The 23,272-nt window shown below is 54.5% G+C and carries 26 protein-coding genes and 1 tRNA gene; 8 read left to right on the top strand and 19 right to left on the bottom strand.

The genetic code is table 11. The annotated features are described in order from the left end of the window. Nucleotides 1-155: 155 nt before the first annotated feature. Nucleotides 156-407: a hypothetical protein gene (locus AC2FJW_RS00505; RefSeq protein ID WP_142633761.1), complete on the top strand. Its 252-nt coding sequence runs from the start codon at nt 156-158 to the stop codon at nt 405-407. Between the two features lie 36 nt (nt 408-443). Here the strand turns inward: AC2FJW_RS00505 and AC2FJW_RS00500 are convergent, their stop codons facing one another. Next, a complete protein-coding gene (locus tag AC2FJW_RS00500; protein ID WP_496691226.1) occupies nt 444-1,985 on the bottom strand; it encodes a helicase HerA-like domain-containing protein in 1,542 nt (513 codons plus the stop codon). 433 nt (nt 1,986-2,418) lie between these two features. Here AC2FJW_RS00500 and AC2FJW_RS00495 point away from each other — a divergent pair, with 433 nt between their 5' ends. Then, nucleotides 2,419-3,036: an invasion associated locus B family protein gene (locus AC2FJW_RS00495; protein WP_142633757.1), complete on the top strand. Its 618-nt coding sequence runs from the start codon at nt 2,419-2,421 to the stop codon at nt 3,034-3,036. Between the two features lie 40 nt (nt 3,037-3,076). Here AC2FJW_RS00495 and AC2FJW_RS00490 read toward each other — a convergent pair whose 3' ends face one another. The 4 genes from AC2FJW_RS00490 to AC2FJW_RS00475 are packed head-to-tail and all read right to left on the bottom strand — an operon-like array spanning nt 3,077 to nt 7,317. Continuing rightward, entirely contained in the window at nt 3,077-4,285 is a 1,209-nt protein-coding gene (locus AC2FJW_RS00490) for a beta-ketoacyl-[acyl-carrier-protein] synthase family protein (protein WP_496748932.1), read from the bottom strand. Nucleotides 4,286-4,294: 9 nt separating this feature from the next. Then, nucleotides 4,295-4,552 carry an acyl carrier protein gene (locus tag AC2FJW_RS00485; protein WP_142633752.1) on the bottom strand — a complete coding sequence of 86 codons (258 nt, stop codon included), beginning with the start codon at nt 4,550-4,552 and terminating at the stop codon, nt 4,295-4,297. 32 nt (nt 4,553-4,584) lie between these two features. Next, nucleotides 4,585-5,676, bottom strand: a complete 1,092-nt coding sequence (gene lpxD, locus AC2FJW_RS00480) for a UDP-3-O-(3-hydroxymyristoyl)glucosamine N-acyltransferase (protein ID WP_271947158.1) — start codon at nt 5,674-5,676, stop codon at nt 4,585-4,587. A 36-nt stretch (nt 5,677-5,712) separates the two neighbouring features. Then, entirely contained in the window at nt 5,713-7,317 is a 1,605-nt protein-coding gene (locus tag AC2FJW_RS00475; RefSeq protein ID WP_496748930.1) for a L,D-transpeptidase family protein, read from the bottom strand. A 355-nt stretch (nt 7,318-7,672) separates the two neighbouring features. Here AC2FJW_RS00475 and mepK point away from each other — a divergent pair, with 355 nt between their 5' ends. Next, entirely contained in the window at nt 7,673-8,242 is a 570-nt protein-coding gene (gene mepK / locus AC2FJW_RS00470) for a peptidoglycan L,D-endopeptidase MepK (RefSeq protein WP_142633747.1), read from the top strand. 165 nt (nt 8,243-8,407) lie between these two features. On the opposite strand, the gene AC2FJW_RS00465 is transcribed toward mepK, so the two are convergent. The 9 genes from AC2FJW_RS00465 to iscR all read right to left on the bottom strand — a co-directional run bounded on the left by AC2FJW_RS00465 (nt 8,408) and on the right by iscR (nt 16,065). Continuing rightward, a tRNA-Arg gene (locus AC2FJW_RS00465) sits at nt 8,408-8,484 on the bottom strand. Nucleotides 8,485-8,550: 66 nt separating this feature from the next. Further along, nucleotides 8,551-9,771: a cysteine desulfurase gene (locus AC2FJW_RS00460; RefSeq protein ID WP_496748929.1), complete on the bottom strand. Its 1,221-nt coding sequence runs from the start codon at nt 9,769-9,771 to the stop codon at nt 8,551-8,553. A gap of 14 nt (nt 9,772-9,785) precedes the next feature. Beyond that, a complete protein-coding gene (locus tag AC2FJW_RS00455; protein ID WP_496695491.1) occupies nt 9,786-10,352 on the bottom strand; it encodes a YIP1 family protein in 567 nt (188 codons plus the stop codon). Then, nucleotides 10,349-10,834: a YIP1 family protein gene (locus AC2FJW_RS00450; protein WP_496748927.1), complete on the bottom strand. Its 486-nt coding sequence runs from the start codon at nt 10,832-10,834 to the stop codon at nt 10,349-10,351. Before AC2FJW_RS00450 ends, AC2FJW_RS00455 begins: the two co-directional genes overlap by 4 nt. Beyond that, entirely contained in the window at nt 10,834-12,114 is a 1,281-nt protein-coding gene (sufD, locus tag AC2FJW_RS00445) for a Fe-S cluster assembly protein SufD (protein WP_271947165.1), read from the bottom strand. The genes AC2FJW_RS00450 and sufD overlap by 1 nt, the downstream gene beginning before the upstream one ends. Beyond that, entirely contained in the window at nt 12,114-12,869 is a 756-nt protein-coding gene (sufC, locus tag AC2FJW_RS00440; protein ID WP_142633737.1) for a Fe-S cluster assembly ATPase SufC, read from the bottom strand. The genes sufD and sufC overlap by 1 nt, the downstream gene beginning before the upstream one ends. Before the next feature lie 70 nt (nt 12,870-12,939). Further along, entirely contained in the window at nt 12,940-14,460 is a 1,521-nt protein-coding gene (gene sufB / locus AC2FJW_RS00435; protein WP_496748925.1) for a Fe-S cluster assembly protein SufB, read from the bottom strand. A gap of 18 nt (nt 14,461-14,478) precedes the next feature. Then, a complete protein-coding gene (locus AC2FJW_RS00430) occupies nt 14,479-15,558 on the bottom strand; it encodes a cysteine desulfurase family protein (RefSeq protein WP_496748924.1) in 1,080 nt (359 codons plus the stop codon). 48 nt (nt 15,559-15,606) lie between these two features. After that, nucleotides 15,607-16,065, bottom strand: a complete 459-nt coding sequence (gene iscR / locus AC2FJW_RS00425; RefSeq protein ID WP_142633731.1) for a Fe-S cluster assembly transcriptional regulator IscR — start codon at nt 16,063-16,065, stop codon at nt 15,607-15,609. 178 nt (nt 16,066-16,243) lie between these two features. Here iscR and AC2FJW_RS00420 point away from each other — a divergent pair, with 178 nt between their 5' ends. From AC2FJW_RS00420 to AC2FJW_RS00410, 3 genes are read left to right on the top strand one after another with little or no spacing between them, the layout of a single operon-like run. Then, nucleotides 16,244-16,897 carry an alpha/beta hydrolase gene (locus AC2FJW_RS00420; protein ID WP_142633729.1) on the top strand — a complete coding sequence of 218 codons (654 nt, stop codon included), beginning with the start codon at nt 16,244-16,246 and terminating at the stop codon, nt 16,895-16,897. After that, nucleotides 16,897-17,142, top strand: coding sequence for a hypothetical protein (locus AC2FJW_RS00415; protein WP_142633727.1), 246 nt, complete (start codon nt 16,897-16,899; stop codon nt 17,140-17,142). The genes AC2FJW_RS00420 and AC2FJW_RS00415 overlap by 1 nt, the downstream gene beginning before the upstream one ends. Beyond that, nucleotides 17,139-18,296, top strand: a complete 1,158-nt coding sequence (locus AC2FJW_RS00410) for an HD domain-containing protein (protein ID WP_496748923.1) — start codon at nt 17,139-17,141, stop codon at nt 18,294-18,296. Before AC2FJW_RS00415 ends, AC2FJW_RS00410 begins: the two co-directional genes overlap by 4 nt. Before the next feature lie 54 nt (nt 18,297-18,350). On the opposite strand, the gene AC2FJW_RS00405 is transcribed toward AC2FJW_RS00410, so the two are convergent. Further along, nucleotides 18,351-18,482, bottom strand: coding sequence for a hypothetical protein (locus tag AC2FJW_RS00405; RefSeq protein ID WP_496748922.1), 132 nt, complete (start codon nt 18,480-18,482; stop codon nt 18,351-18,353). 175 nt (nt 18,483-18,657) lie between these two features. On the opposite strand from AC2FJW_RS00405, the gene AC2FJW_RS00400 reads away from it, so the two are divergent. Together AC2FJW_RS00400 and typA are read left to right on the top strand one after the other, a co-directional pair. Next, nucleotides 18,658-18,993, top strand: coding sequence for a DMT family transporter (locus tag AC2FJW_RS00400; protein ID WP_142633723.1), 336 nt, complete (start codon nt 18,658-18,660; stop codon nt 18,991-18,993). Nucleotides 18,994-19,069: 76 nt separating this feature from the next. Next, nucleotides 19,070-20,887 carry a translational GTPase TypA gene (gene typA, locus AC2FJW_RS00395; protein ID WP_271947178.1) on the top strand — a complete coding sequence of 606 codons (1,818 nt, stop codon included), beginning with the start codon at nt 19,070-19,072 and terminating at the stop codon, nt 20,885-20,887. 190 nt (nt 20,888-21,077) lie between these two features. Here typA and AC2FJW_RS00390 read toward each other — a convergent pair whose 3' ends face one another. The 4 genes from AC2FJW_RS00390 to AC2FJW_RS00375 all read right to left on the bottom strand — a co-directional run bounded on the left by AC2FJW_RS00390 (nt 21,078) and on the right by AC2FJW_RS00375 (nt 23,272). Then, nucleotides 21,078-21,248: a hypothetical protein gene (locus AC2FJW_RS00390; RefSeq protein WP_185956608.1), complete on the bottom strand. Its 171-nt coding sequence runs from the start codon at nt 21,246-21,248 to the stop codon at nt 21,078-21,080. A 202-nt stretch (nt 21,249-21,450) separates the two neighbouring features. Then, nucleotides 21,451-21,843: a hypothetical protein gene (locus AC2FJW_RS00385; protein ID WP_496748920.1), complete on the bottom strand. Its 393-nt coding sequence runs from the start codon at nt 21,841-21,843 to the stop codon at nt 21,451-21,453. Nucleotides 21,844-21,993: 150 nt separating this feature from the next. Next, nucleotides 21,994-22,608, bottom strand: a complete 615-nt coding sequence (locus tag AC2FJW_RS00380) for a transglutaminase-like cysteine peptidase (RefSeq protein ID WP_496704921.1) — start codon at nt 22,606-22,608, stop codon at nt 21,994-21,996. 376 nt (nt 22,609-22,984) lie between these two features. Continuing rightward, nucleotides 22,985-23,272: a DUF1330 domain-containing protein gene (locus tag AC2FJW_RS00375; protein ID WP_142633718.1), complete on the bottom strand. Its 288-nt coding sequence runs from the start codon at nt 23,270-23,272 to the stop codon at nt 22,985-22,987.

Below are 23,272 nucleotides of genomic sequence, written 5' to 3'. Positions count from 1 at the left end.
TGGAACCGCGTCAAGAAATTGGCGCGGTTTCTTGCTTTTGAGTGAGGAACTTACTAGAGCAAATCATCGGCCTGACATGTTTCACAGTCGTGTTCACCAATTATTTGCCTTTGTGCAGACTACTACCATTTGCCCGCAGGGAATAGAAAACACCGATGAAAACCACTCTTACAAAGACACTCATTCTGTTGCCGGTTCTTGCCTCTTTGACCGCATGTATTCCGTCACCAAAAGATCTGGAAACCACTCCGGTCAAAGTCCAGACCCCCAAGGGCGTGGTGACATGCCAGCTCTACCGGCAGAACCGCGTGGACTGGGACCGGGCAATCGACTTTCCGGCAACAAAAATGTCCGTCCCCGAGGCTGATGCATATTGCAGACAAGAAGGCCAACGCCGCCTGAAGTGACCGTTGTGTGGCCGGGCAATCAGCCCGGCCCGCCATTCAACGATTACGAAATAACCCGCCCAGAATGCCTCGGACGATCCTGCGCCCGGTTGTTCCCTTAAGCTCTTTAATGACGGCCTCGCTCATGGCGGTGGCAAAGGTGTCTTTCTTTCGCACGATCCGCGAAGAAGACCGCGTTACTTTGCTACCTGAGTATCGGCGAGCCGTGGCAAATTCGCGTTCTGCAATCGATTGAGACTCAAGCTGTTCTTCTGCCTCGGCTGCGGCCTGTGCTGCGGCATCAGTCCGCGCCTGGAGTATCTCAAAGGCTGATCTGCGATCTATGCGGGTTTCGTATTTGCCTTTCATCGGAGACGCATTCATTACCATTTGCCGTTCGGCAGCGGTAATCGGCCCCAACTGTGACCCAGGGGGACGGATCAAAGTGCGTTCGACGATGCCCGGAACCCCTTTCTTTTGCAGCATGGATGTAACCGCCTCGCCCACGCCAACCTCACGGATGGCGGCCTCAGTATCAAAGGTTGGATTCTCGCGGTAGGTTTCAGCCGCAAGGCGAAGGTTTTTCCTGTCTCGGGCGGTGAAGGCTCGCAAAGCATGCTGTACCCGGTTACCCAACTGACCCAGAATGTCTTCTGGGATGTCTGCCGGGTTTTGCGAGATGAAATAGACCCCTACGCCCTTTGATCGGATAAGGCGGGCGACCTGCTCGACCTTGTCCACAAGCACTTTGGGCGCGTCTTCGAACAACAGATGCGCTTCGTCAAAGAAAAATACCAGCTTGGGTTTGTCCGGATCGCCGACTTCGGGCAACTCTTCAAACAGTTCGCTCAGCAGCCATAACAGGAACGTCGCATACAGACGAGGTGATCCCATCAGCTTGTCAGAGGCCAGGATGTTCACCATGCCATTCCCGTTGGCATCGGTGCGCATAAGATCGGCCAGTTCCAGGGCAGGTTCGCCAAACAGATTGGTGCCCCCTTGATTTTCAAGAACCAACAACCGTCGCTGGATGGCACCGATCGAGGCGGTTGAGACATTCCCATAGCGCAGCGAAAGATTTGCTCTGTTCTCTCCGATCCAGACCAACAGAGCTTGCAGATCTTTCATATCCAACAGGGGCATACCTTCTTCATCGGCAACCCGAAATGCAATGTTTACAATGCCTTCTTGTGCTTCGCTCAGGTCCATCAGCCTGGACAACAACAAAGGTCCCATCTCGGATACTGTGGTTCGAACCGGATGGCCTTGCTGACCGAACAGATCCCAGAAAGTGACCGGGCAAGCGGCATATTCGTAATCCGTGAATCCGATGGTTTCGGCACGCTTCTGAAATGCCCCATGTAGCTTGTGACTTTCACTGCCCGCCAGCGCCAACCCAGACAGATCACCTTTGACGTCAGACAGAAACACCGGCACCCCAGCCTTGGAAAACCCCTCGGCCAGGATCTGAAGCGTCACGGTCTTGCCAGTACCGGTCGCACCGGCGATCAGGCCGTGGCGGTTGGCGTATTTCAACGACAACGTCTGCGGTTGGCTGTAATCTGCGCCACCACCGCCAAGAAATATGTTCTCACTCATATGCTTAAGGCCCTGTTTCCTACCGATCTCCGCCCAGCATACAAAGTTAACCTTTGGCTGCGATAGTTTTCTGGTTGTTCGTGTATGAGAATTGCGCGGTCAACAAACTTCCTCCCTGTCGACTGGCCGCGCGTTCACGCGCGGCCCTTTTTCCACCATAGCTTCATAATTAAATTTTCAGGTTAGCAGTTGACCACCGCGCCGCCCTCTCGTAACGTCTGCTCATAATTAAGTCGGCCGGTCCGACGGGGAGAAAAATTCATGAAAGGGAGCCGCTCCACCGGCTCCCTTTTATCTTGGCCACACGTGTTGCCCACGGGGCCTCAGGCGAGATTCCGATCACTTCTGTCTTTTTACGCTGCATAATGCCTGACACTGCGCGCCAGTGGTGCTAGACCCGGCGAAAAGCCACATCAACAATCACGAGGCAATCATGTTCAGGACACCGATAAAGCTTGTTGCGGCAGCTTTTCTTTTCAACGGCGCCGCCCTGGCGCAAGAGACCACCGACACGACAGAACCTGCCACCGAATCCCCTACGACCGAGCAGGTGGACAATGGTCTCGACCTGGGGCAGCCGGTCGATGAAACCGTCAAGGTCGGACAGCGCTATGACAAAGAAAAATTCGGCGACTGGAGCCTGAACTGTTTGAAGATGAACGCGGGCAAAGATCTGTGTTCGCTGCTGCAAGTCATAAATGGCCCGCAAGATGTGCCTATGGCTGAGTTTTCCATGTTCCGCCTACCCGAAGGCGGTTCGGCTGTAGCCGGAGCAAATATCTTGGTTCCGCTTGAAACCCTGTTGCAAGCGCAGCTGACCCTCTCAATCGACGGGGCGCCTGCCAAACGCTACAACTATTCGTTTTGTAACCCTGTTGGCTGTGTTGCCCAAATCGGCCTGACCCAAGGGGATATCGACGCAATGAAGCAGGGTAGCAAGGCGACTTTGACCATCGTTCCAGCGCCCGCGCCGGATCAGGTGATCGAACTTGACCTATCTTTGTCCGGGTTTACTGCAGGTTACGACATTGTTGATGTCGCAACCAACTGAAGACTACATTTCGAGAAAGTCGTTTAACCCAGCGGCTTTCTCAAATCCGCTTCAAAGCAAGTACAGCGTTCAGGCCTCCGAAAGCGAAAGCGTTGCTTAGCGCAACCTCAACTTTCGCTTCGCGTGCCTCGTTGGGCACAACGTCCAAAGCACATTCCGGATCAGGTTCTTCGTAGCCAATCGTCGGTGCAATCACCCCATCTCGCAGGGCCATGATACAGGCCAAAAGCTCTACCGCGCCGGTTCCGCCAATCAAGTGACCATGCATCGACTTTGTGGATGAGATCAAAAGTTCGTCCGCATGCGGGCCGAAAACGCCAGCTACAGCGGCACATTCCGTTTTGTCATTGGCCGCAGTACCTGTGCCATGGGCGTTGATATAACCCACCTGATTGGCATTCAGGCCAGCATCAGACAACGCCCCTGACATCGCACGGGCAGCGCCCTGCTTGCTGGGCATTACAATGTCTGATGCATCCGAGGTCATCGCGAAACCAACAACTTCGCACAAAATTTCTGCCCCACGCGTCTTCGCGTGCTCGTATTCCTCGAACACGAAGATGCCCGCTCCCTCTCCTTGCACCATACCGTTTCGGTTGGCGCTAAAAGGACGACACGCATCCTTGGACATCACCCGCAGCCCTTCCCAGGCCTTAACGCCACCAAAGCACAACATGGATTCTGAGCCGCCGGTGATCATCGCAGGGGCCGCCCCGCTGCGCACCATCTGAAAGGCTTGCGCCATCGCATGGTTCGATGAGGCACAAGCAGTCGATACGGTAAAGCTGGGACCTTTGAGGTTATGTTCCATCGATACGTGGCTTGCCGCCGCGTTGTTCATGAGTTTAGGTACAACAAATGGATGGACCCTGTTCTTCCCGTCCTCATAGACTGAACGGTAATTGTCGTCCCAGGTCGAAACGCCACCACCTGCTGTTCCCAGAACCACGCCAGATCGTGCGGCCAACTCACCGTGGAATTCGATCCCGGACTGATCTATGGCCTCTTTGGCCGCGGTCAGGGTAAACTGTGTAAACCTGTCATACAGAGTCATCTGTTGGCGGTTGAACCGACCCTCGGCTTCGAACCCCCGGACCTGCCCACCGATCTTGATCGCCAACCTGTCGACGTCTCGAAATTCAAGTTCCGAAATGCCACAACGGCCTTCCCGCATCGCCTCAAGCGTATCTGGAACTGAATGACCAAGCGAATTGATCGTGCCTGCCCCGGTTATTACTACCCGTTTCATTTGCTTGGGTCAGACCTTTTCTGCCACAAGCTTTTCGATCCCAGCAATGATCGCGGCGACATTTGAGATGTCAAAGTCACTGGCCGTTGGTTCATTGGCATTGAACGGAACGGTTATGTCGAACTCTTCTTCGATGGCAAAGATACTCTCGACCAGCCCAAGGCTGTCGATCCCCAGATCTTCGAGCGTACTTTCGGGCGTCACATCCGAAGGCTCCAACACGGCTTGTTCGGCAATGATGGCAATGACGCGGTCGGTGATGCTCATATCGATCCTCTGATTATCACGTTGAATGTGATTTAATCGCTCGGAGGCTGTTTGGAAACAGCCTTTTTCAACGCCTCCACGTCACGAAGCATCCGCGGCAATCTGCGCTGCGCCTTATAGACATCAGTAAAGGTTTCCATCTTCACAGCCGGGTAGCCCATCAACACACGACCGGCGGGTACGTTTGACAGGATTTTGGTACCACCGCCGACAATCACCCCGTCGCCAACGAAAATATTGTCCGAAACGCCTGACTGCCCACCCAGAACCACGTTATTGCCAAGCTCAACTGAACCGGAAATACCAGACTGACCACACAGCAGACAGTCATTACCAACGCGCGTGTTGTGGCCGATATGGACCTGATTATCCAGTTTTGTGCCATTCCCGATGCGAGTATTACGAATGGTCCCGTTGTCGATCGTACAATTCGCACCGATCTCGACATCGTCGCCAATTTCCACAGAACCAAGCGAATGAATGCGCAGCCAGCTTTGCGCGCTGGCGTCTCCTGCATCCCCCAAGGTCTTGCGCGCGTTCTCTACCCCCGATACTTCGGGCGTAACAAAACTGAACCCGTCGCTACCGATCCTTGCCCCTGGTTGCGCGATAAAACGATCCCCGATCTGCACACGGGCACCAATGCTGACCATTTCGCGCAGAACGGCGTCTTCGCCCAACACAGCATCCATGCCTATGACGCAATGCGGTCCGATATTCGCCCCTCTGCCGACCCGGGCCCGTGCACCAATGACTGCCAGAGGGCCGATTGAGACCCCATCTGCCACATCCGCAGTTGGGTCGATGACTGCCGAAGGGTGAACCCCGGACCCAAAGCCCTGCCCTTTATCCAGCATGGAGGTGATCCCGGCCATCGCCATGCGCGGTCGTCGAACGAATATTGCTGCCTTAAGTCCCAACGCCTGCCAGTCAGCACCTTCCCAAAGGATGGCGACCTGCGCCGAACCCGATCCCAGATCCTCGGCATATTTCGGCGACATCGCCATCGCCAGATCAGTGGCAGTTGCATCCGACGGTTCAGCAGCAGCATGTACGACCAAGCTGGCGTCGCCCTGGAACTCAGCGTCAAGGGCATCTGCGATTTGTTGAACTGTATATTTCATGTGGGGCTTCCCGGAACTAGGACCTGCCCCCGGTGATTACCCCTGAACGTCCGGCAGGGCCACCCCTGCTTTCTGCAGAGCATTCCAGATTTTCTGATCACGGCCATAGACGTCGCGTCGGTACTGTACCTCACCTTTCGGGCCAATAAAGGCAGTGCGGTAAATCAAGTGGACAGGAACATGCTGCTCAAGCTTCACAGTGGTCTCTTTTCCAGTCGCGAGAATCCGATGGAAAAATGCCTTTGGGTTTTCTTCTTGCTTCGCCAACAGTGCGTAAGCGAATTCGAAAGGCTGAGCCAATCTGATACAACCATGCGAGAAGGCACGAGATTCCCGAGCAAACAAACTTTTCTGCGGTGTATCATGCAGATAGATGTTGTGCTTGTTGGGGAACATGAACTTCACCAGCCCCAGGGCATTGCTTTTGCTGGGCGGTTGGCGCATCGCAAAAGGAAAGTTGCTTGCGGTGAACTGGGTGAAATCTACTGCCCCGCGATTGACCTGGCGACCACTGCGATCGGTAATCTGAATATGCCCGACGGCATTTGGATTGGACTGCAGCTTTGGCAAGTATTCCTTGGTGATGATCGAGCGTGGAACATACCAGCTGGGGTTAATGACCATATGCTCCATCTTGTCGGAAAACTCAGGGCTGCGACGATCATGGGTATTCTTGCCGATCACAGCGCGGGTTTCAAAGGTAATAAAGCCGTCATCAACAATCTTGGCTGAGAAATCAGCCTGATTGACCAGAATGTGGCGTTCACCGCGCTCGCGCGGCAACCAGCGCTCACGCTCCAGCGCGACATAGACGGCCTTCAGACGATCCGAAGCAGTGCGGTTCAATTCAGTAATTGTGCCCGGACCCGCGACGCCATCTGCGGCAAGACCATGTGCGATTTGAAACCGCTGAACACCTGCCAGCAAGGCATCGTCAAAAACAGGGCTGGCTGTTGGGTTCATAAAACCCATTTCAACCAATCTGTTACGCATCGCTATTACGGCGGGTCCCGTATCTCCCAGCTCTAGCTTTGCTTGTGGAACAGTAGTTCCCCAACCGCCTTGGCGAACCAATTCTTCCAGCGCAAGTTTCTGCTTCATCAAAGCCCGATACTGGGTCGAGCTTGGCGCCAACTGATCGAAATAGGCTGCATCCTCCGAGGTCGTCAGTCCACGCAGATGCCCTGCTGTCGAGGTCGGCTCGACCTTCCTGACTAATCCATCGTCTATATCGGATGGTCGTAAAAGGCCTGTCCTCATGTCCTGAGCATAGGCTGCAAAAACGCGTGTCAACTCGACCTCGACGGCCCCAAGCTGACGCGCTGATTTTGCTGATTGAAGCCGGTTAACCAAGCCCTGCGCATCATAGGCGTTCGCAGGTAGCCCGTGTAATTCGACCGCAGAAAGCCCCTCAATCAACCGTTGACGACGTTCAGCATGTGCAGCCGTGTCGCCAACCCAAACAGGCACGAATCCTCTTTCACGGTAGAAATCGGCAATCTCAGACCCGGAAGGTGCAAATTCGGCAACCGCCATCTGGAATGCGGTGTCAGGCTTGGCCTCAGTGTTCGCCATCGCCGAAGACGTCAGAAAACATGCGGCCAAAGCAATACCGGTGCTTGCACGAAGAACAGAGAACATTTGGAGCCCTTGAATTTTCAATATAATACGCCGTTTCAGGCAATGCCGAACAATTATGGTTTTGCTTGAAACCCATTGTCTATTCACAAATGCATCAATTTCGTGCTTATACCCAAGCGTGATGCTTGTTTGCATCGGACAGATTTCGGCGACGGCCTAAGACGTTGGATCTTTGCCATTTTGCACCACCTGCGCAAAAAACTGCCGAAAATTCCCCCTTGAAAAGATGAATTTGAAAGACTTCTTGGCCGCCCTTCACGACTGTGTCATAAATCCCTCATCTGGGATGGGAATAAATTAATACAGCGCGCGTAACATCGTGTGCAGGCAGGAACAGTACGGGACGAAACACAAAATGACGACGAGCAGTTCCTCGGGTTTGACCCGGCGTGCTTTATTGGGCGCATTCGCAGCTACAGCAGTTGTAGCGACTCCAACCTACTCCAATGCAGCAGGATTCCTTCGTGGCGGTGGTGATATTCGCCGTATTCGCATGTATTCCGGACGCACTGGCGAGCGGATCGATATGATCTATTGGGTTGACGGTAAATACATCAAAGACGCGGTCAAAGAAGTGAACCACTTCATGCGCGATTGGCGCACCGACCAGGCCAAAGATATGGACCTCCGCACGATCGACATCATGGCGGCGTCGCATAATCTGTTGGATGTCAACGAACCCTATATGCTGCTGTCGGGCTATCGCTCGCCGCAGACCAACGCGATGCTGCGGTCACGGTCGCGCCGTGTTGCCAAGAATTCGTTGCACATGAAAGGCCAGGCAGCCGACCTCCGCCTGTCATCTCGTTCGGTCTCGCAAATGGCCAAAGCGGCGATGTCTTGCCGTGCTGGTGGTGTTGGCAAATACCACCGCTCGAACTTCGTGCATATGGATTGCGGTGTGGTAAGAAGCTGGGGCGGTTGATCCGCCCCGCCCGTCGTCAAGAGAAGTTTGTCGGTCACGTAACCGTTTGAATGAGCAGATTTATCTGCCATTGTGGAGGTGCTATTCTACTCAGGCAGCCTCATAAATCCTGCGCAAACCGGCTGTTGCAGGTGATCTTCAATACGAGCCCAAATATTCAAGAAATGGCGCACCTGAGAGGATTCGAACCTCTGGCCTCTGCCTTCGGAGGGCAGCGCTCTATCCAGCTGAGCTACAGGTGCCTGAGCCGTTAGCTAACCTTGTTCCGGTCCGGGTGCAACTGAAAATCGACCCGGATCAAACAGGTTTCACGCGAACAGATCATGCGCAAGTTCAAGCGCTTCGATCAAGGTATCGACCTCATCTTTCGAGTTATAGAGACCAAAACTGGCGCGGCATGTCGCGGTGACTCCGAGGAAATCCATCAATGGTCCAGCACAATGGTGCCCGGCCCGAACAGCGACGCCCTTTTTATCCAAAATCGTCGAAATGTCATGTGCGTGGCCTGCACCGTCCAAAGTAAAGCTGAAGATCGCCGCTTTGTCCGGCCGTGTCCCCTGAAGCTGAATCCAGTTCAGCCCCGCAAACCTCTGCATCGCATAGTCTCGGATCCCGGCCTCATGAGCAGCAACGTTGTCCATCCCCAAATCCATCAGATAGTCCAGAGCGACGCCCAGTCCGATGGTTTGCACTATGCCAGGAGTTCCCGCCTCGAATTTCATCGGTGGATCATTGTAGATCACCTGATTTTTGCTGACCTCTTTGATCATGTCACCGCCACCGATAAACGGGCGCATTTCGGCCATTCGGTCAGATTTGATGTAAATCGCTCCCGATCCCGATGGGCCATAAAGCTTATGCCCGGTGATGGCGTAGAAATCGCAGCCGATATCCTGGACATTGACCGGCATATGCACGGCGCCTTGACTGCCATCCACCAGCACCGGGACGCCTTTGGCATGGGCGCCTTCGGTGATGGCTTTGACATTCACAACCGTGCCCAACACGTTCGAACAATGGGTCACCGCGACTAGCTTGGTTTTTGGACCGATGGCATCAATGACAGCTTGCGGATCAAGCCCACCATCAGCATCCACATCCACCCATTTCAGCACTACTCCCTGACGCTCGCGCAGGAAATGCCAGGGTACGATGTTTGCATGATGCTCCATCACACTCAGGACGATCTCGTCCCCTGCCTGAAGACGCGGCATCGCCCAGCCATAGGCGACCAGATTGATGCCTTCGGTCGTGCCCGAGTTCAGAACAATCTCATCTTCATCCGTTACGCCCAGAAATCGGGCAATAGTTCCACGAACGGATTCGTATTTCTCGGTCGCCAGATTGGACAGATAGTGCAGCCCGCGATGCACATTTGCATATTCTTCGGTATAAGCCCGCGTCACTGCGTCAATGACAACCTGTGGCTTCTGAGCTGATGCTCCATTGTCCAGATAGGTCAGCGGCTTGCCGTTTACCTCTCGGGACAGGATCGGAAAGTCAGCGCGAATTTTCTGCAGATCGAACATCGTATTTTTCTTCCCTAGACCGGGCCGTTGGGTGTGAACATGAGGACAAATGAGATTGAAATCAGTGCGGATAACAGAATGACCCCAAAAGATTTCAGCATCGAGTTGAACTTATGAGCTTCATTCAGGAAATGCATTGAGACGTAAAGGCTGACAAGTGCGGTCGCCAGCAAAAACATGACCATCATAAATGGAACAACCATCGAAACGATCAGCGTCACCGACATCGCTGCGATCTGAAGGAATTGAAGCCAGATCGTCAGGATCAGGATATCTTTGAATGTCGCAACGCCCCCGATAGTACGACCAACAAAAAGAAGAGCCACCACGCTGAGCAGCATCGCGCCTGACGAACGCAGAAGGTTCAGAATAACAGGATCAGAAACGGGAAGCGGTTCACCCTGCGGGACAGGGACCATCTGTTCGATACCAATTTGGATGGCACCGTTCAGTACGACAGCCAGAAAGAATGCCAGCCAGACAACTTCACGCCCGGGACGCAGATCCAGCAACCGTCTTGCCGCTTCGGCAGGGTTGGTCAGGGTCAGAACAGCAATCTGACTCAGCACAGCCGGATTCATTCCGCATACCTTTGCGCTTGCCTAAGGCCCGAAAACCAGAACCACAGGAATACGACGAACCAGACCAACCCGACAGTGGTCATGGTTGTCCCCGGACCGACAAAACCAGCGACAAGGCCGTTCAGCAAAATCAACGGCGTCGAGGATAGCAACGCCCAGAACAGAGCTAACCTTGCGCCATATGCAGTCCCCTTTCCGCCGAACAGACGCGCCGCACCGTGGGACACGAAGGCCAGAAGGTAGAAGAACAGCGGCAAGATAATGACCGTTCCAAGCAAGGCACCACCCAACAGCATGTTAAGCTCGAGGTCTTCGAGATGCGCCCGTCGGGACAAACGTGGCAGTTGCGCAATGAATGCCACCACGCAGAACGCCATTACAAAGACCAAAGCGCGGTCCTCACGTTCGCCCAAATCCAAAAGCCGGCTTACAACCCGGCCTGGTCCACGGTATGTGGCCACTATGTCCGACGTTACCGGCATCAGCTTCGCCGAGAAAGCCAGCCTTCAAGGCGGTCAACCATTGCCTCTGCAAGGCCTTCATCCTCGATCTCTTCCACAGCCTCGGCCAGGAACGACAAAGTCAGCAAATTTGTTGCCTCTTTGACGGGCACACCCCGAGACCGCAGGTAGAACAGAGCCGTTTCATCAAGCGCACCTGATGTCGAACCGTGCGAACAGACAACGTCATCGGCATAGATCTCAAGCTCGGGCTTGGCGAGGAACTGACTATCATCATCGAGTAGCAAAGACTGGCTGATCTGATACCCATCTGTTTTCTGAGCGCCCTCTTTCACAAGGATCTTGCCCTGAAACACGCCGGTCGCGCCGTTCCGCAGCACCTTCTTGAACACCTGGCGGCTTTCGCAACCAACCGCGTCATGGGTGACGAATACCGTGTCGTCATGGTGAAAGTCGCCATCTCCGACGCAGGCACCGGCCACGTGCGCCACCGCATCATCGCCGGTCAATTCGATCACCTGTTCGTTCCGGGTCAGAACACCGTTCATGGTCAGGGTGAAGGATTTGTAGACAGAATTGGCACCCAACCGTGTAAACATATGCGTCGCCGCACGGCGCTCGTGGTCACGACCCTGGGCCCGCACATGGTGCAGCGAGCCACCATCGGCAATGTCAATTTCCATACATTTGTTGAAACGCGATGCCGCCGGCCCGTTTTCGAGAATGGTAACCTCGGCGTCAGTTTCGACCCGCACTACGTGATGCAGGATCGCATCCGAATCCTCGGACGCATGGCGATAGATCAGGCTGATCGGTTTCGATGGCTTACCGGTCACATGGATGGCCACGCCGTCTGATGCAAATGCGGTGTTCAATGCGGCCAGAGGGCGCTGAACCGGGACTTGTCCATTTGCTTCAAGAACGCCGTACAAGTCTTTGGCCCAATGGATATCTTTGCAGCAAATATCTTCAAGCCGGTCGATCGAAACACCTTCGAGTGTCAGATCATCGGACTCTTCGGGATTGAACACTCCGTCAACGAAGACAATCTTCAAGCGGTCGAATTCATCGAACATTTGCGGCTCGTCCGACTCGAACAGCGCCGCATGCGCTGCATCAGCCGATACGAGCGTATCGGGTTGGGTGTATTTCCAGTACTCGTCGCGCCGGCTGGGCAAGCCCATTTGACGCACACGGGCAATCGCGTCCTCGCGCGCAGCGCGAGTACATCCGGCATCGGGCAACGACAGGACGGCCAGCCGCTCCTCCGTCGCAGTCTGTTTTGCTTGGGGCAACGCCATCAGTTCACCTCGGCCAGAATGTCGGCATAACCGTTGTTTTCAACCTCAAGTGCCAACTCGGGACCGCCAGTTTTTACGATCCGCCCGTCGGCCATAATATGCACGACATCAGGTTTGATGTGGTCCAGAAGGCGCTGATAATGCGTGATAACAAGGAAGCCACGCGCCTCGTCGCGCAGCGCGTTCACGCCCTCGGCAACCAGTTTCATCGCGTCTACATCCAAACCAGAATCTGTCTCGTCCAGAATGCACATTTTGGGCTCGAGCATGGCCATTTGCAGTATTTCGTTGCGCTTTTTCTCACCGCCAGAAAAGCCAACATTCACAGGGCGCTTCAGCATATCCGCATCGATCTTTAACGATTTGGCCTTGGCGCGCACCTCTTTCAGGAAATCGGCTGCTGAAAGCTCTTCTTCCCCGCGGGCCTTGCGCTGTGAGTTCACAGCGGTGCGCAGAAAGGTCATGTTGCCAACGCCTGGGATTTCAACCGGATATTGGAACGCCAGGAAAACACCGGCTGCTGCGCGCTCTTCCGGTTCCATCTCGAACAGGTTCTCACCACCAAGGGTCGCCGAGCCTTCAGTCACTTCATACCCATCCCGACCGGACAGCACATAGCTGAGCGTCGATTTGCCCGAGCCATTTGGCCCCATGATCGCATGTACCTTGCCAGCCTCAACCTTCAGGTCGACACCTTTGAGGATTTGCTTGTCTTCTTCTTCAAGTTTGACGTGCAGGTTTTTGATTTCCAGCATGTTTAATTCCTTTGACGTATCGCAAGAGGGTCATGCCCCCTGTATGTTCTGAATTCAGGGAAAGTCGGGATTAACCCACAGATCCTTCGAGACTGATGGCCACCAACTGCTGGGCCTCCATCGCAAATTCCATCGGCAGTGCCTGTAGCACGTCCTTGCAGAACCCGTTGACAACAAGGGCCACGGCCTCTTCCTCGTCCATTCCGCGCTGACGGCAATAGAATAGCTGATCATCATCGACCTTCGACGTCGTCGCTTCATGCTCGACGCGCGATGAGTTGTTCTTGACCTCGATATAGGGCACCGTATGCGCCCCGCATTTGTCGCCGATCAACAGGCTGTCACACTGGGTGTAATTCCGGCTGTCCTTGGCTTTCGGATGCATCGAGACCAGCCCGCGATAGGTGTTCTGCGCCTTGCCCGCGCTGATCCCTTTCGAAACGATCCGAGACTTGGTGTTCTTGCCGAGGTGGATCATCTTGGTGCCAGTGTCGGCCTGCTGATAGTTATTGGTAATCGCGATCGAATAGAACTCACCTTGGCTTTCATTGCCGCGCAGGATGCAGGACGGGTATTTCCATGTCACGGCCGAGCCGGTCTCCACCTGCGTCCACATCACCTTGGACCGGTCGCCACGGCAATCCGCGCGCTTGGTCACAAAGTTATAGATGCCGCCCTTGCCATTCTCATCCCCAGGGTACCAGTTCTGAACGGTCGAGTATTTTACCTCGGCGTCTTCTTCGATGATGATTTCGACGACCGCCGCATGCAGCTGCGCAGTGTCGCGCTGAGGCGCAGTACAGCCTTCCAAGTAGCTGACATAGCTGCCTTTATCGGCAATGATCAGGGTCCGTTCGAACTGACCTGTGTTCTCCGCATTGATGCGGAAATAGGTGCTCAGCTCCATCGGGCAGCGTACGCCCGGCGGGATGTAGACAAATGACCCGTCCGAGAACACGGCCGAGTTCAGCGTGGCATAGAAATTGTCCGATACCGGAACCACCGTGCCAAGGTATTTCTTGACCAGCTCGGGGTGTTCCCTGATCGCTTCAGAGATCGAGCAGAAGATCACACCTGCCTTTTTCAATTCCGCCTGAAAAGTTGTGCCAACGGACACCGAGTCGAACACCGCATCCACGGCCACCTTGCGGCCCTCAGCAGGCATATCCTCAGCACCTTCGACGCCAGCCAGAATCATCTGTTCTTTCAGTGGGATACCAAGCTTTTCGTAAGTGGCCAGCAGTTTCGGATCCACCTCATCCAGCGATTTCGGCTTTACCTCCATCGATTTCGGACGGGCATAGTAATACTGGTTCTGAAAGTCGATTTCGGGATAGCTGACCATCGCCCATTTCGGCTCTTCCATCTTGGTCCAGCGTTCGAACGCGGCCAGACGCCATTCGGTCATCCATTCCGGTTCTTCATTCTTGTCCGAGATCAGACGGACGATATCGGGGTTCACGCCTTTTGGGGCGTATTCCATCTCGATATCGGTGTTCCAGCCGTATTTATAGGTTCCGGCCTCGCGCACCGCATCAACGGTTTCCTGATCGACACCTTCTTTTACCTGAGTCTGGTCCAAAGCGGCCATGACTTATCCTCCGTCAGATCACGCGGCACGCGCGCGATGCTTTTTCTCTTTTTCCAGCCACGTATCCGCGAAACGCAGCACATCATCTTCTGTTGTCCAAGGGCCGAGCGATACGCGAATTGCGCTGGCTGCCGTTACCTCGTCATATCCCATTGCCGTTAGAACTCGGCTGGTCTTTACCTTGCCACTTGAACAGGCCGATCCTGCGCTGATCGCAAATCCAGCCAGATCCATCTGCATAACCTGCGTCTCCCCTTTCCATCCGGGAGTTGCAAAACACAAAGTGTTGGGGAGTCGCTCCTGATCTTTCCCGACAAAAATAGTCGCTTTCGATCCGGCCTCAAGTGTGTTCTCTAGAATATTTCTAAATTTAGTAACATTTTCCCAAACACCGTTAGCCAGATCTTTCACTGCGGCCTCGGCAGCGGCACCAAAACCCGCGATTCCAACAACGTTTTCCGTCCCGGAGCGCCGGCCCATTTCCTGCCCGCCGCCAACCGCAAGCGGGTTGATGTCCAGCCCTTGTTTTAGGATCAGGGCGCCAACACCCTTAGGACCGCCGATTTTATGCGCCGAAAGAACCGCCATATCCGCATCGCTCCAGGCGAAGGAAAAGGGGATACGGCCAACAGCCTGTGTAATATCCAGCAACAACCAATCGGCGCGCCGTGCGCCATAGGGCCACTGACCTTCGACCTTTTTCGGTGGCAAGGTAACGATACCTGTTTCCGAATTCGCCAACCCCATTGCTAAGATGTGACCAGGTCCGAACGGGCGTTCGTTGCAGTTCGATAGATCAAGATGCGACCAAAGCGCGTCATGCGCCGTTGCATCAACGAACACATCGCAATTATTCGGTCTATTCTGCAGGGCCCGAGCCGCTTCGGTCGCACCAGAGGTGAAAATAACTTCCTGCGGTCGGCACCCGACAGCTTCGGCCACCTGCGCCCGTGCCCGCTCCACCATGGCCTTTGCCGCTCGTCCTTCAGCGTGAACCGAGGAAGGGTTACCGATCTGATCCATTGCCGTGATCATCGCATCGCGCGCTTCGGGACGAATTGGCGTTGTGGCGTTATGATCAAGGTAAACACGATTCATGGATGCACCTTTTGGCAGCCAAAGGGACTTGGACAAAGCAAATTCATCTTACTCGTCCACGACCGCAAACAGATTAGGAACAGCCGGACAGGGCGCCAAGTCGTTCCTGATCACATCAGAAAGCCGCGTTTGATGCAGAAACACATAAACATGGGCACTCAGCCCTTCCCACAATCGGTTGGTCAGCGATTGCGCACGACTGCCCGATGAGGCCCCGGATGCCCCTGCCCCTTTTTTCAACGCGTCTACAGTTTCGTCGACGGCGGACAGAATTTCGACTACACGGATTTCCGACGCAGGGCGCGCCAACCGATAACCTCCGCCCGGACCGCGCACTGACGAGACAAGCTCGGCCCGGCGCAGCTTTACGAACAGCTGTTCAAGATAAGGCAACGAGATGTCCTGCCGTTCGGAAATTTCGCTCAGCGTTACCAGTCCGTCAGAAGACTGAAGAGCGATATCAGCCAAGGCCACCATCGCGTAACGACCCTTGGTCGAAAGCTTCATTCTCATTCCCTTATGGCAGTTAACGCGCGAAATCATTGACGCCGCCGCTGCCAGTGCGTATCTCCGACTGACAGCGCCCTTGCGCCGACTATCACAATTAGAACCGTTCTAAGGTGTCCGACGATTATCGTCAAGTATTTCCGGACACCCAGAAGAAAAAGACAGGACCTATGCACACATGCCCGAGGTGATTTTTCCCGGACCCGAAGGACGCCTGGAAGGCCGCTACCACCCGCAAAAGGAAAAAGACGCACCGATCGCCATCGTGTTGCACCCGCATCCTCAATTTGGCGGGACCATGAACAACAAGGTGGTCTATAATCTGCACTATGCGTTCTACAACATGGGTTTCACCGTGTTGCGGTTCAACTTTCGCGGTGTTGGCCGCAGCCAGGGCGAATATGACCAGGGCGTAGGCGAGCTGAGTGATGCGGCATCGGCACTGGACTACCTGCAGTCGATGAACAACAATTCGAAACACTGCTGGGTCGCAGGGTTCTCGTTCGGAGCCTGGATCGGGATGCAACTGCTTATGCGCCGCCCTGAGATTACCGGTTTCATCAGCGTTTCTCCGCCAGCCAACATGTATGATTTCTCGTTCCTGGCGCCCTGCCCCTCTTCGGGTCTGATTATCAACGGATCCTCTGATCGGGTAGCCCCGCCTGCAGACACCACTGCATTGGTTAACAAGCTGCATGAACAGAAGGGCATCACAATCACCCATAACGAAGTTGAGGGTGCAGACCACTTCTTTCAGGATCGCCACATGGATACGCTGATCACTGATGTAAGTGACTATGTGAAACGGCGGCTGACAGAGAACACGCGCTAATGTCCGACACGATCATCAGGCTTGCTTCCAAGCTGGCCGAAGACACAATGAAAGTGATGGACGAAACCGGAAACGACCGCTTCTTCATGGAAGTTGGCGAAGTGATCGGGGCGTCCTCACAAACATTGGAAGAAGCATTCCTGACCGAGATCCGTGTCCGGATGGCCGAACGTAAGGCCCGCAAGTTTGTCGTCGAGAAATTGACCGAACATCGGTCAAAACTGAAAGCTATAGAAAAACAATGACGCAAAGATTGTCCGCGCAAATCGACTTCCTTAAACGCGCGGACAGGCTGAAATCTGTCAATCGTGCCAACGCCTTGTTGGATCAGTCCCGCCCAGAGAACGCGGCTGAGCATAGTTGGCAACTGGCGCTTTGGGCCCTGGTTTTGGAACCGGTTGCCGGGCCAGACGTGAATATCGACCGCGTGATCAAAATGCTACTGCTGCATGATCTGGTCGAAATCATCGTAGGCGATCACCCGATTCACCTGAAAACAGATTGGAAAGCACTGGAATTGGCGGAACAAACAGCTGCTGAAGAGCTGTTTGGCATGCTGCCTACGGATCAGGCCACGACGTTTCTGGCTCTTTGGCAAGAATTCGAAGCCGACGCCACTCCGGACGCGAAATTCGCCAAGATTCTGGATCGGTCGCAACCGATGTTTCAGGTGCTGTGTGCAGAACGGCCAAACCCAGAGCATTTAGCTGTCGTGAATGACAACCTAAAACGTGGTCGCGCTGCCTATCTGCAACAAGCTTTCCCGGACGCATATAATCTTGCCCAAGCACTGCTGAATGGAGGCAAACTCGAAACCTCCGAGCTTTCTTTGCGTTTGGGTTTCTTGTCCGAAACTGACCAACTCAAATCGGTTCAGCGCGCATCTCGTCTGCTCTATGATGGCCGGTTTGAGAATTCAGCCGAACATTCCTGGCACATCATGCTTTTTGCCTGGGTCCTGTCCGAATATGCAGCCCCTTCCGTTTCTGTAAACCGCGCCCTCAGGATGCTTTTGCTGCACGACATTGTTGAAATTGACGCCGGTGATCACCCAATTCATGGGCAGGTCGACCACGCGGCACAAGCCGCCGAGGAACTTGCTGCGGCGCAAAGGTTGTTTGGAATGCTCCCAGAGGTCCAAAATCAAGAATTCATGTCGATCTGGCAGGAGTTTGAACAGGCCGAAAGCCCCGATGCCTGTTTCGCCAAAGCGATTGATCGCTTCCAAACCCCGGTTGGCAACCTCGAGACAGGAGGCGGTTCCTGGATTGATTACAACGTCACATACGAACAAATCCACAGCCGTGTCGGCACGGTGATTATTCCCGGTGCACCAGCCCTGTGGGCATGGCTGGATCCGTTGCTTCGGGGTTACTTTTCTGAGACTGCAGAAGGCTGAAAACACAGCGGAAAAAGGAGCATAGCACCCCTTTTTCCTGTATTCGGCAGTCGCTTAAACCGATGTACCAATCAATCGCGCAACATTTCGGGCTGCTTTTGTTTCGACGGCCCCCCCGCCAGCAAGCCACCCAAGCGCAACAATAAGTGCCGAAAGAGCGATGACGTATTTTGCAAATTTCGTCATGGCGATACTCATAAAAAAAACACGATAAAACGCGGACAAAGTATCACATTGCCGAAAATCCACATAGTCGGGTAATCCTGACCCCTGACGGATGCCAGTAAACTCCTGCTATCGCTTGCGGGTATCGGTCATTTCGTGCTCAACCCAATGCAACCTTATTGAATGCGAGACCACCGTGCCCAAAGCATATCTTCTACTGCTGTTGGCAGTTGTTGCCGAAACGATTGGTACAACTGCACTTCAGGCCAGCCAGCAATTCAGCCGGTTCTGGCCGTCAGTGCTTGTGGTTGTTGGCTATGGAATTGCCTTTTATCTGATGGCCCTCACGCTCAAATACATGCCGGTTGGTATCGTCTATGCAATCTGGTCCGGTCTTGGAATCGTGCTGATTGCCATCATCGGTTTCATTGTCTTTGGTCAGAGGTTGGATTTACCCGGGATTGCTGGACTCAGCATGATTTTGGGTGGAATACTAATCATACACCTCTTTTCCGGTACAGCAGGACACTGACGATCGGTTAGGGCTGGCATATTTCGCCGAGCCGCGTTATGCGCGCGTCAACTTCCCGTTCAAAGGCTGACCTCTCATGGACCTGCGCAATATCGCAATCATCGCTCACGTGGACCACGGCAAAACAACGCTGGTCGATGAGCTGCTAAAACAATCCGGTGCGTTCCGGGAAAATCAGGCTGTCGCAGAACGCGCCATGGACAGCAATGACCTCGAGCGTGAGCGTGGTATCACCATCCTTGCAAAGGCTACTTCGGTGGAGTGGAAAGGCACGCGGATCAATATCGTCGACACGCCGGGCCACGCCGATTTCGGCGGCGAGGTTGAACGCATCCTCAGCATGGTCGACGGCGTTGTCCTGCTGGTCGATGCTGCCGAAGGTCCGATGCCGCAGACCAAATTCGTGACCTCCAAGGCGCTGGCGCTGGGTCTGCGTCCGATTGTGGTGCTGAACAAAGTCGACAAGCCCGACGCCGAACCAGACCGCGCGCTGGACGAATGCTTTGATCTGTTCGCAAACCTTGGTGCGGATGACGATCAGCTTGATTTCCCTTCAATGTACGCCTCAGGCCGGTCGGGCTGGGCAGATATGGAGCTGGAAGGACCCCGCAAGGATCTGTCAGCACTGTTCGACCTGATCGTTGACCACGTCCCTGCTCCCAAACAGATCGAACGCAAGGACGAACCCTTCCGGATGCTTGCCACGACACTGGGCAGCGACCCGTTCATCGGTCGCATTCTGACTGGCCGTGTCGAAAGTGGTACGCTCAAGGCAGGTGACACCCTCAAGGCGCTCAGCCGGGATGGAACACTTATCGAGAACTTCCGCGCCTCAAAAATCCTGGCTTTCCGCGGTTTGGGGCAGCAACCCATTGATGTGGCCGAGGCGGGCGATATCGTTACCATCGCAGGTATGAGCAAAGCGACCGTGGCAGACTCGCTTGTTGCCCCACAGGTCGAAGACGCTCTGCCTGCGCAGCCGATCGACCCGCCGACAATCACAGTGACCTTTGGTATCAACGATTCGCCCCTTGCCGGCCGAGACGGTAAAAAGGTTCAGTCCCGTGTCATTCGCGACCGTTTGATGAAAGAAGCAGAATCAAACGTCGCCATTCGCATTACCGACACTCCGGGCGGTGAGGCCTTCGAAGTTGCGGGACGCGGCGAATTGCAGATGGGTGTTCTGATCGAAAACATGCGCCGCGAAGGGTTCGAGCTGAGCATCTCTCGCCCACAGGTCCTGTTCCGCGAAGAAGACGGACAGCGCCTGGAGCCCATCGAAGAAGTCACCATTGACGTGGACGACGAGTATTCCGGCTCGGTCATTGAAAAGATAACAGGTGTCCGCAAAGGTGAACTGGCCGAGATGCGGCCTGCTGGTACAGGCAAAACCCGCATCATCGCCCATGTGCCGTCACGCGGGTTGATCGGTTATCACGGTGAATTCCTGACAGATACACGCGGTACTGGCGTTTTGAACCGTGTGTTCCACGACTGGGCACCGCATAAAGGACAAATTCCGGGCCGCCGCGCAGGCGTTCTGATCTCGATGGAGAACGGACAGGCAGTTGCATATGCCCTTTGGAACCTCGAAGAGCGTGGCCGCATGTTTGTTGGCCCTCAGACCGATGTATATCAGGGCATGGTAATCGGCGAGCATTCGCGCGACAACGATCTTGAGGTTAACCCGCTGAAGGGGAAAAAACTGACCAACGTCCGGGCCAGCGGATCGGATGACGCTGTGCGCCTGACACCCCATATTCAGTTCTCGTTGGAAGAGGCGATCGCCTATATCGACGATGACGAACTTGTCGAAGTGACCCCGAACGCAATCCGTCTGCGCAAACGCTTTCTGGATCCGCACGAGCGCAAGCGTATGGCAAGATCTGCCTGATCATTGCAGTGATGCAGTTCACAGATTGGAAACAATAACACAATCGTGACATATTTGCGCACACGCGTATTAAGGCCCATCCTGGAAGGCTCGCTCTCAAAGCGGGCCTTCTTTTTGTTTTACCTACACTTTCTTCTTTAAGTTGTTTCACTTTTAACATTCACAATTTTAGGAAACTTGTAATTCTGGCTCAAAAGGGATGTATTTGTGTCCAAAGTATGGCACCTGTTTGCCTGCCAAGTTTTGAGTAATGAGTATCAAGGAGTAGCGCCATGCGCATTAAGTCTCGCTTACTTTCAATAGTATTTGTTTCAGCAACATTCCCAGTTATTTCAGCTGTATCCGCTTCAGCTTCAGACATGTGTACAATACGAACAGCCAAACAGTCGGTATCGACTGAAACGCTTTGTGCATGTTCTGTTGTAGACGCCCGGATGCTTCGCTATTTGCAGCGACGCTCAGATTTCGAGGACATCTTGTCCCGTACATTGGAGAGTTGCCCAGCTTTTGCAGCAGTTCTAACTGACTTTCCAACCGCATCTATTCTCGGAAATGAGCAACGATCAGGAGACGGCCCTGCTGATGAAAATGGCGGTGGTGGTTCCGGCGGCGGCGGTGGCGGCGGCGGCGGTGGTACCGGCGGCGGCGGCGGTGGTACCGGCGGCGGCGGCGGCGATGGTGACGACGGCGACGATGGTGATGACGGCGACGGTGGTGACGGCGGCGACGGTGGTGATGGCGGCGACGGTGGTGACGGCGGCGACGGTGGTGACGGCGGCGACGGTGGTGACGGCGGCGACGGTGGTGACGGCGGCGAAGGTGGCGAAGGTGGTGACGGCGGCGAAGGTGGTGACGGCGGCGACGGCGGCGAAGGTGGTGACGGCGGCGACGGCGGCGAAGGTGGTGACGGCGGCGAAGGTGGTGACGGTGGACCCAAGGGCAACCGTTCTGGCCATAGCGACGGAACCAATCCAGGCGGCCAATCTCAGAACCCGAACGGTACCAACAATCCGGGCAACCCTAAGTAAGCTAATTTAGTACTACAGAAAATGGCGAAGCTGCTGCTTCGCCATTTTTGCATTCTAACCAGCTAAGATTAGCTTTCCTCAGCTTCTGCCGAAGACCCCGACCCATTTACTGGGCCGCCGAGGGTCCTGCATCCGCAGAAACAGATATCGTGTCGCCGACCAGGGTTTGATGCGGTTGGTTACGTTATCCAGAACCAGATCGCCATTGACCGAGCGATAAACCAAAACCGCATGAGAATTTCGCTGCGTATCCAGTACAGTCGCGATCAAAAGTTTGTTCGGATCGACGCCCGCACGGATAAGATCCCTTTTCTTCAACAGAGCAAAGTCTTCGCAATCCCCACCGCGCGAAGTCGGCAGTGCCCAACGTTCCCGAGTTCTATATTGGGCCTGATCAGTAACCGAGCGGGTGGTTGCGTTTACCTGCCGGTTGACCTTTTTGATGATCTGCATCTCTTGCTGGCTCGACATTGAATTCGAAGCCTTGCTGGAACATGCCCAAGAGTATTGACGGCACAGTTGCCGCGCTCCAGACGGCGGGGGCGAAGATGCGACTGTGCGGATGAAGTTGCCTTCCCGCGCTTGCGCATCTGGTGCCACAACCGAAGACCCCAACGCCAATGCGAGGATTCCTAAAGTTCTACCAAAACCAGTCCAGATCCGCGCATTAACGGCCCTAAATTCCGTACCCATGGTCGCCATGCCTGTCCCTCGATCCGTGTTTTCCCTGCGATTGCCGCAAAACAGGACCATATTCCGTTTTCCGAAACTATCGGTAAACACGCCTAATTGTGCAATCTGTCTCAAATCTTGCAACTAAAAGAGGCGGAATTCCGTCATTGAAAATGGCATTTTTGGGTAAGAATCTGGCGCTGCTCGCCACATTCGAAACACGAACCCCTTGGCAGGCCCGACATCAAGACCCGCTAACTACTTGTAAATAAAATATTTATGGGACTTCAGGTCGACGCTTGCCGCAACGTCATAATTGGGCGGCTATATTTTGGCTGAAAACCGCCCAATGAATGAGCTGACAGGGGTATTAAATCCCTGATCGCACGGGGTGATTCTAATCTGTGATCTCTACGACCACCAATTCCCGCTCACTTGCACCACGCGCGTGATCCAGTGCTTGCTGATATTCCACCGAATTATAACACTCTACAGCGGCTTCCAATGAGGGGAATTTGGCGACAACGTTGCGCGGCCGTTCTTTGCCTTCCAACTGCACGTATCGCGCAGCACGCGCGATAAACGCACCACCGTGTTTGGCAATCGCTGGCCCGGCGAGCTCGGCATATTTTCCATAGGATTCGGCGTCAGTAACACTGACATGTGCAATCCAAAGTGCGGACAT

Source organism: Ruegeria sp. CDSA020, assembly GCF_059612345.1.
The sequence above is the reverse complement of the archived record's forward strand: the minus strand, read 5'-3'. Positions and strand labels throughout refer to the sequence as shown.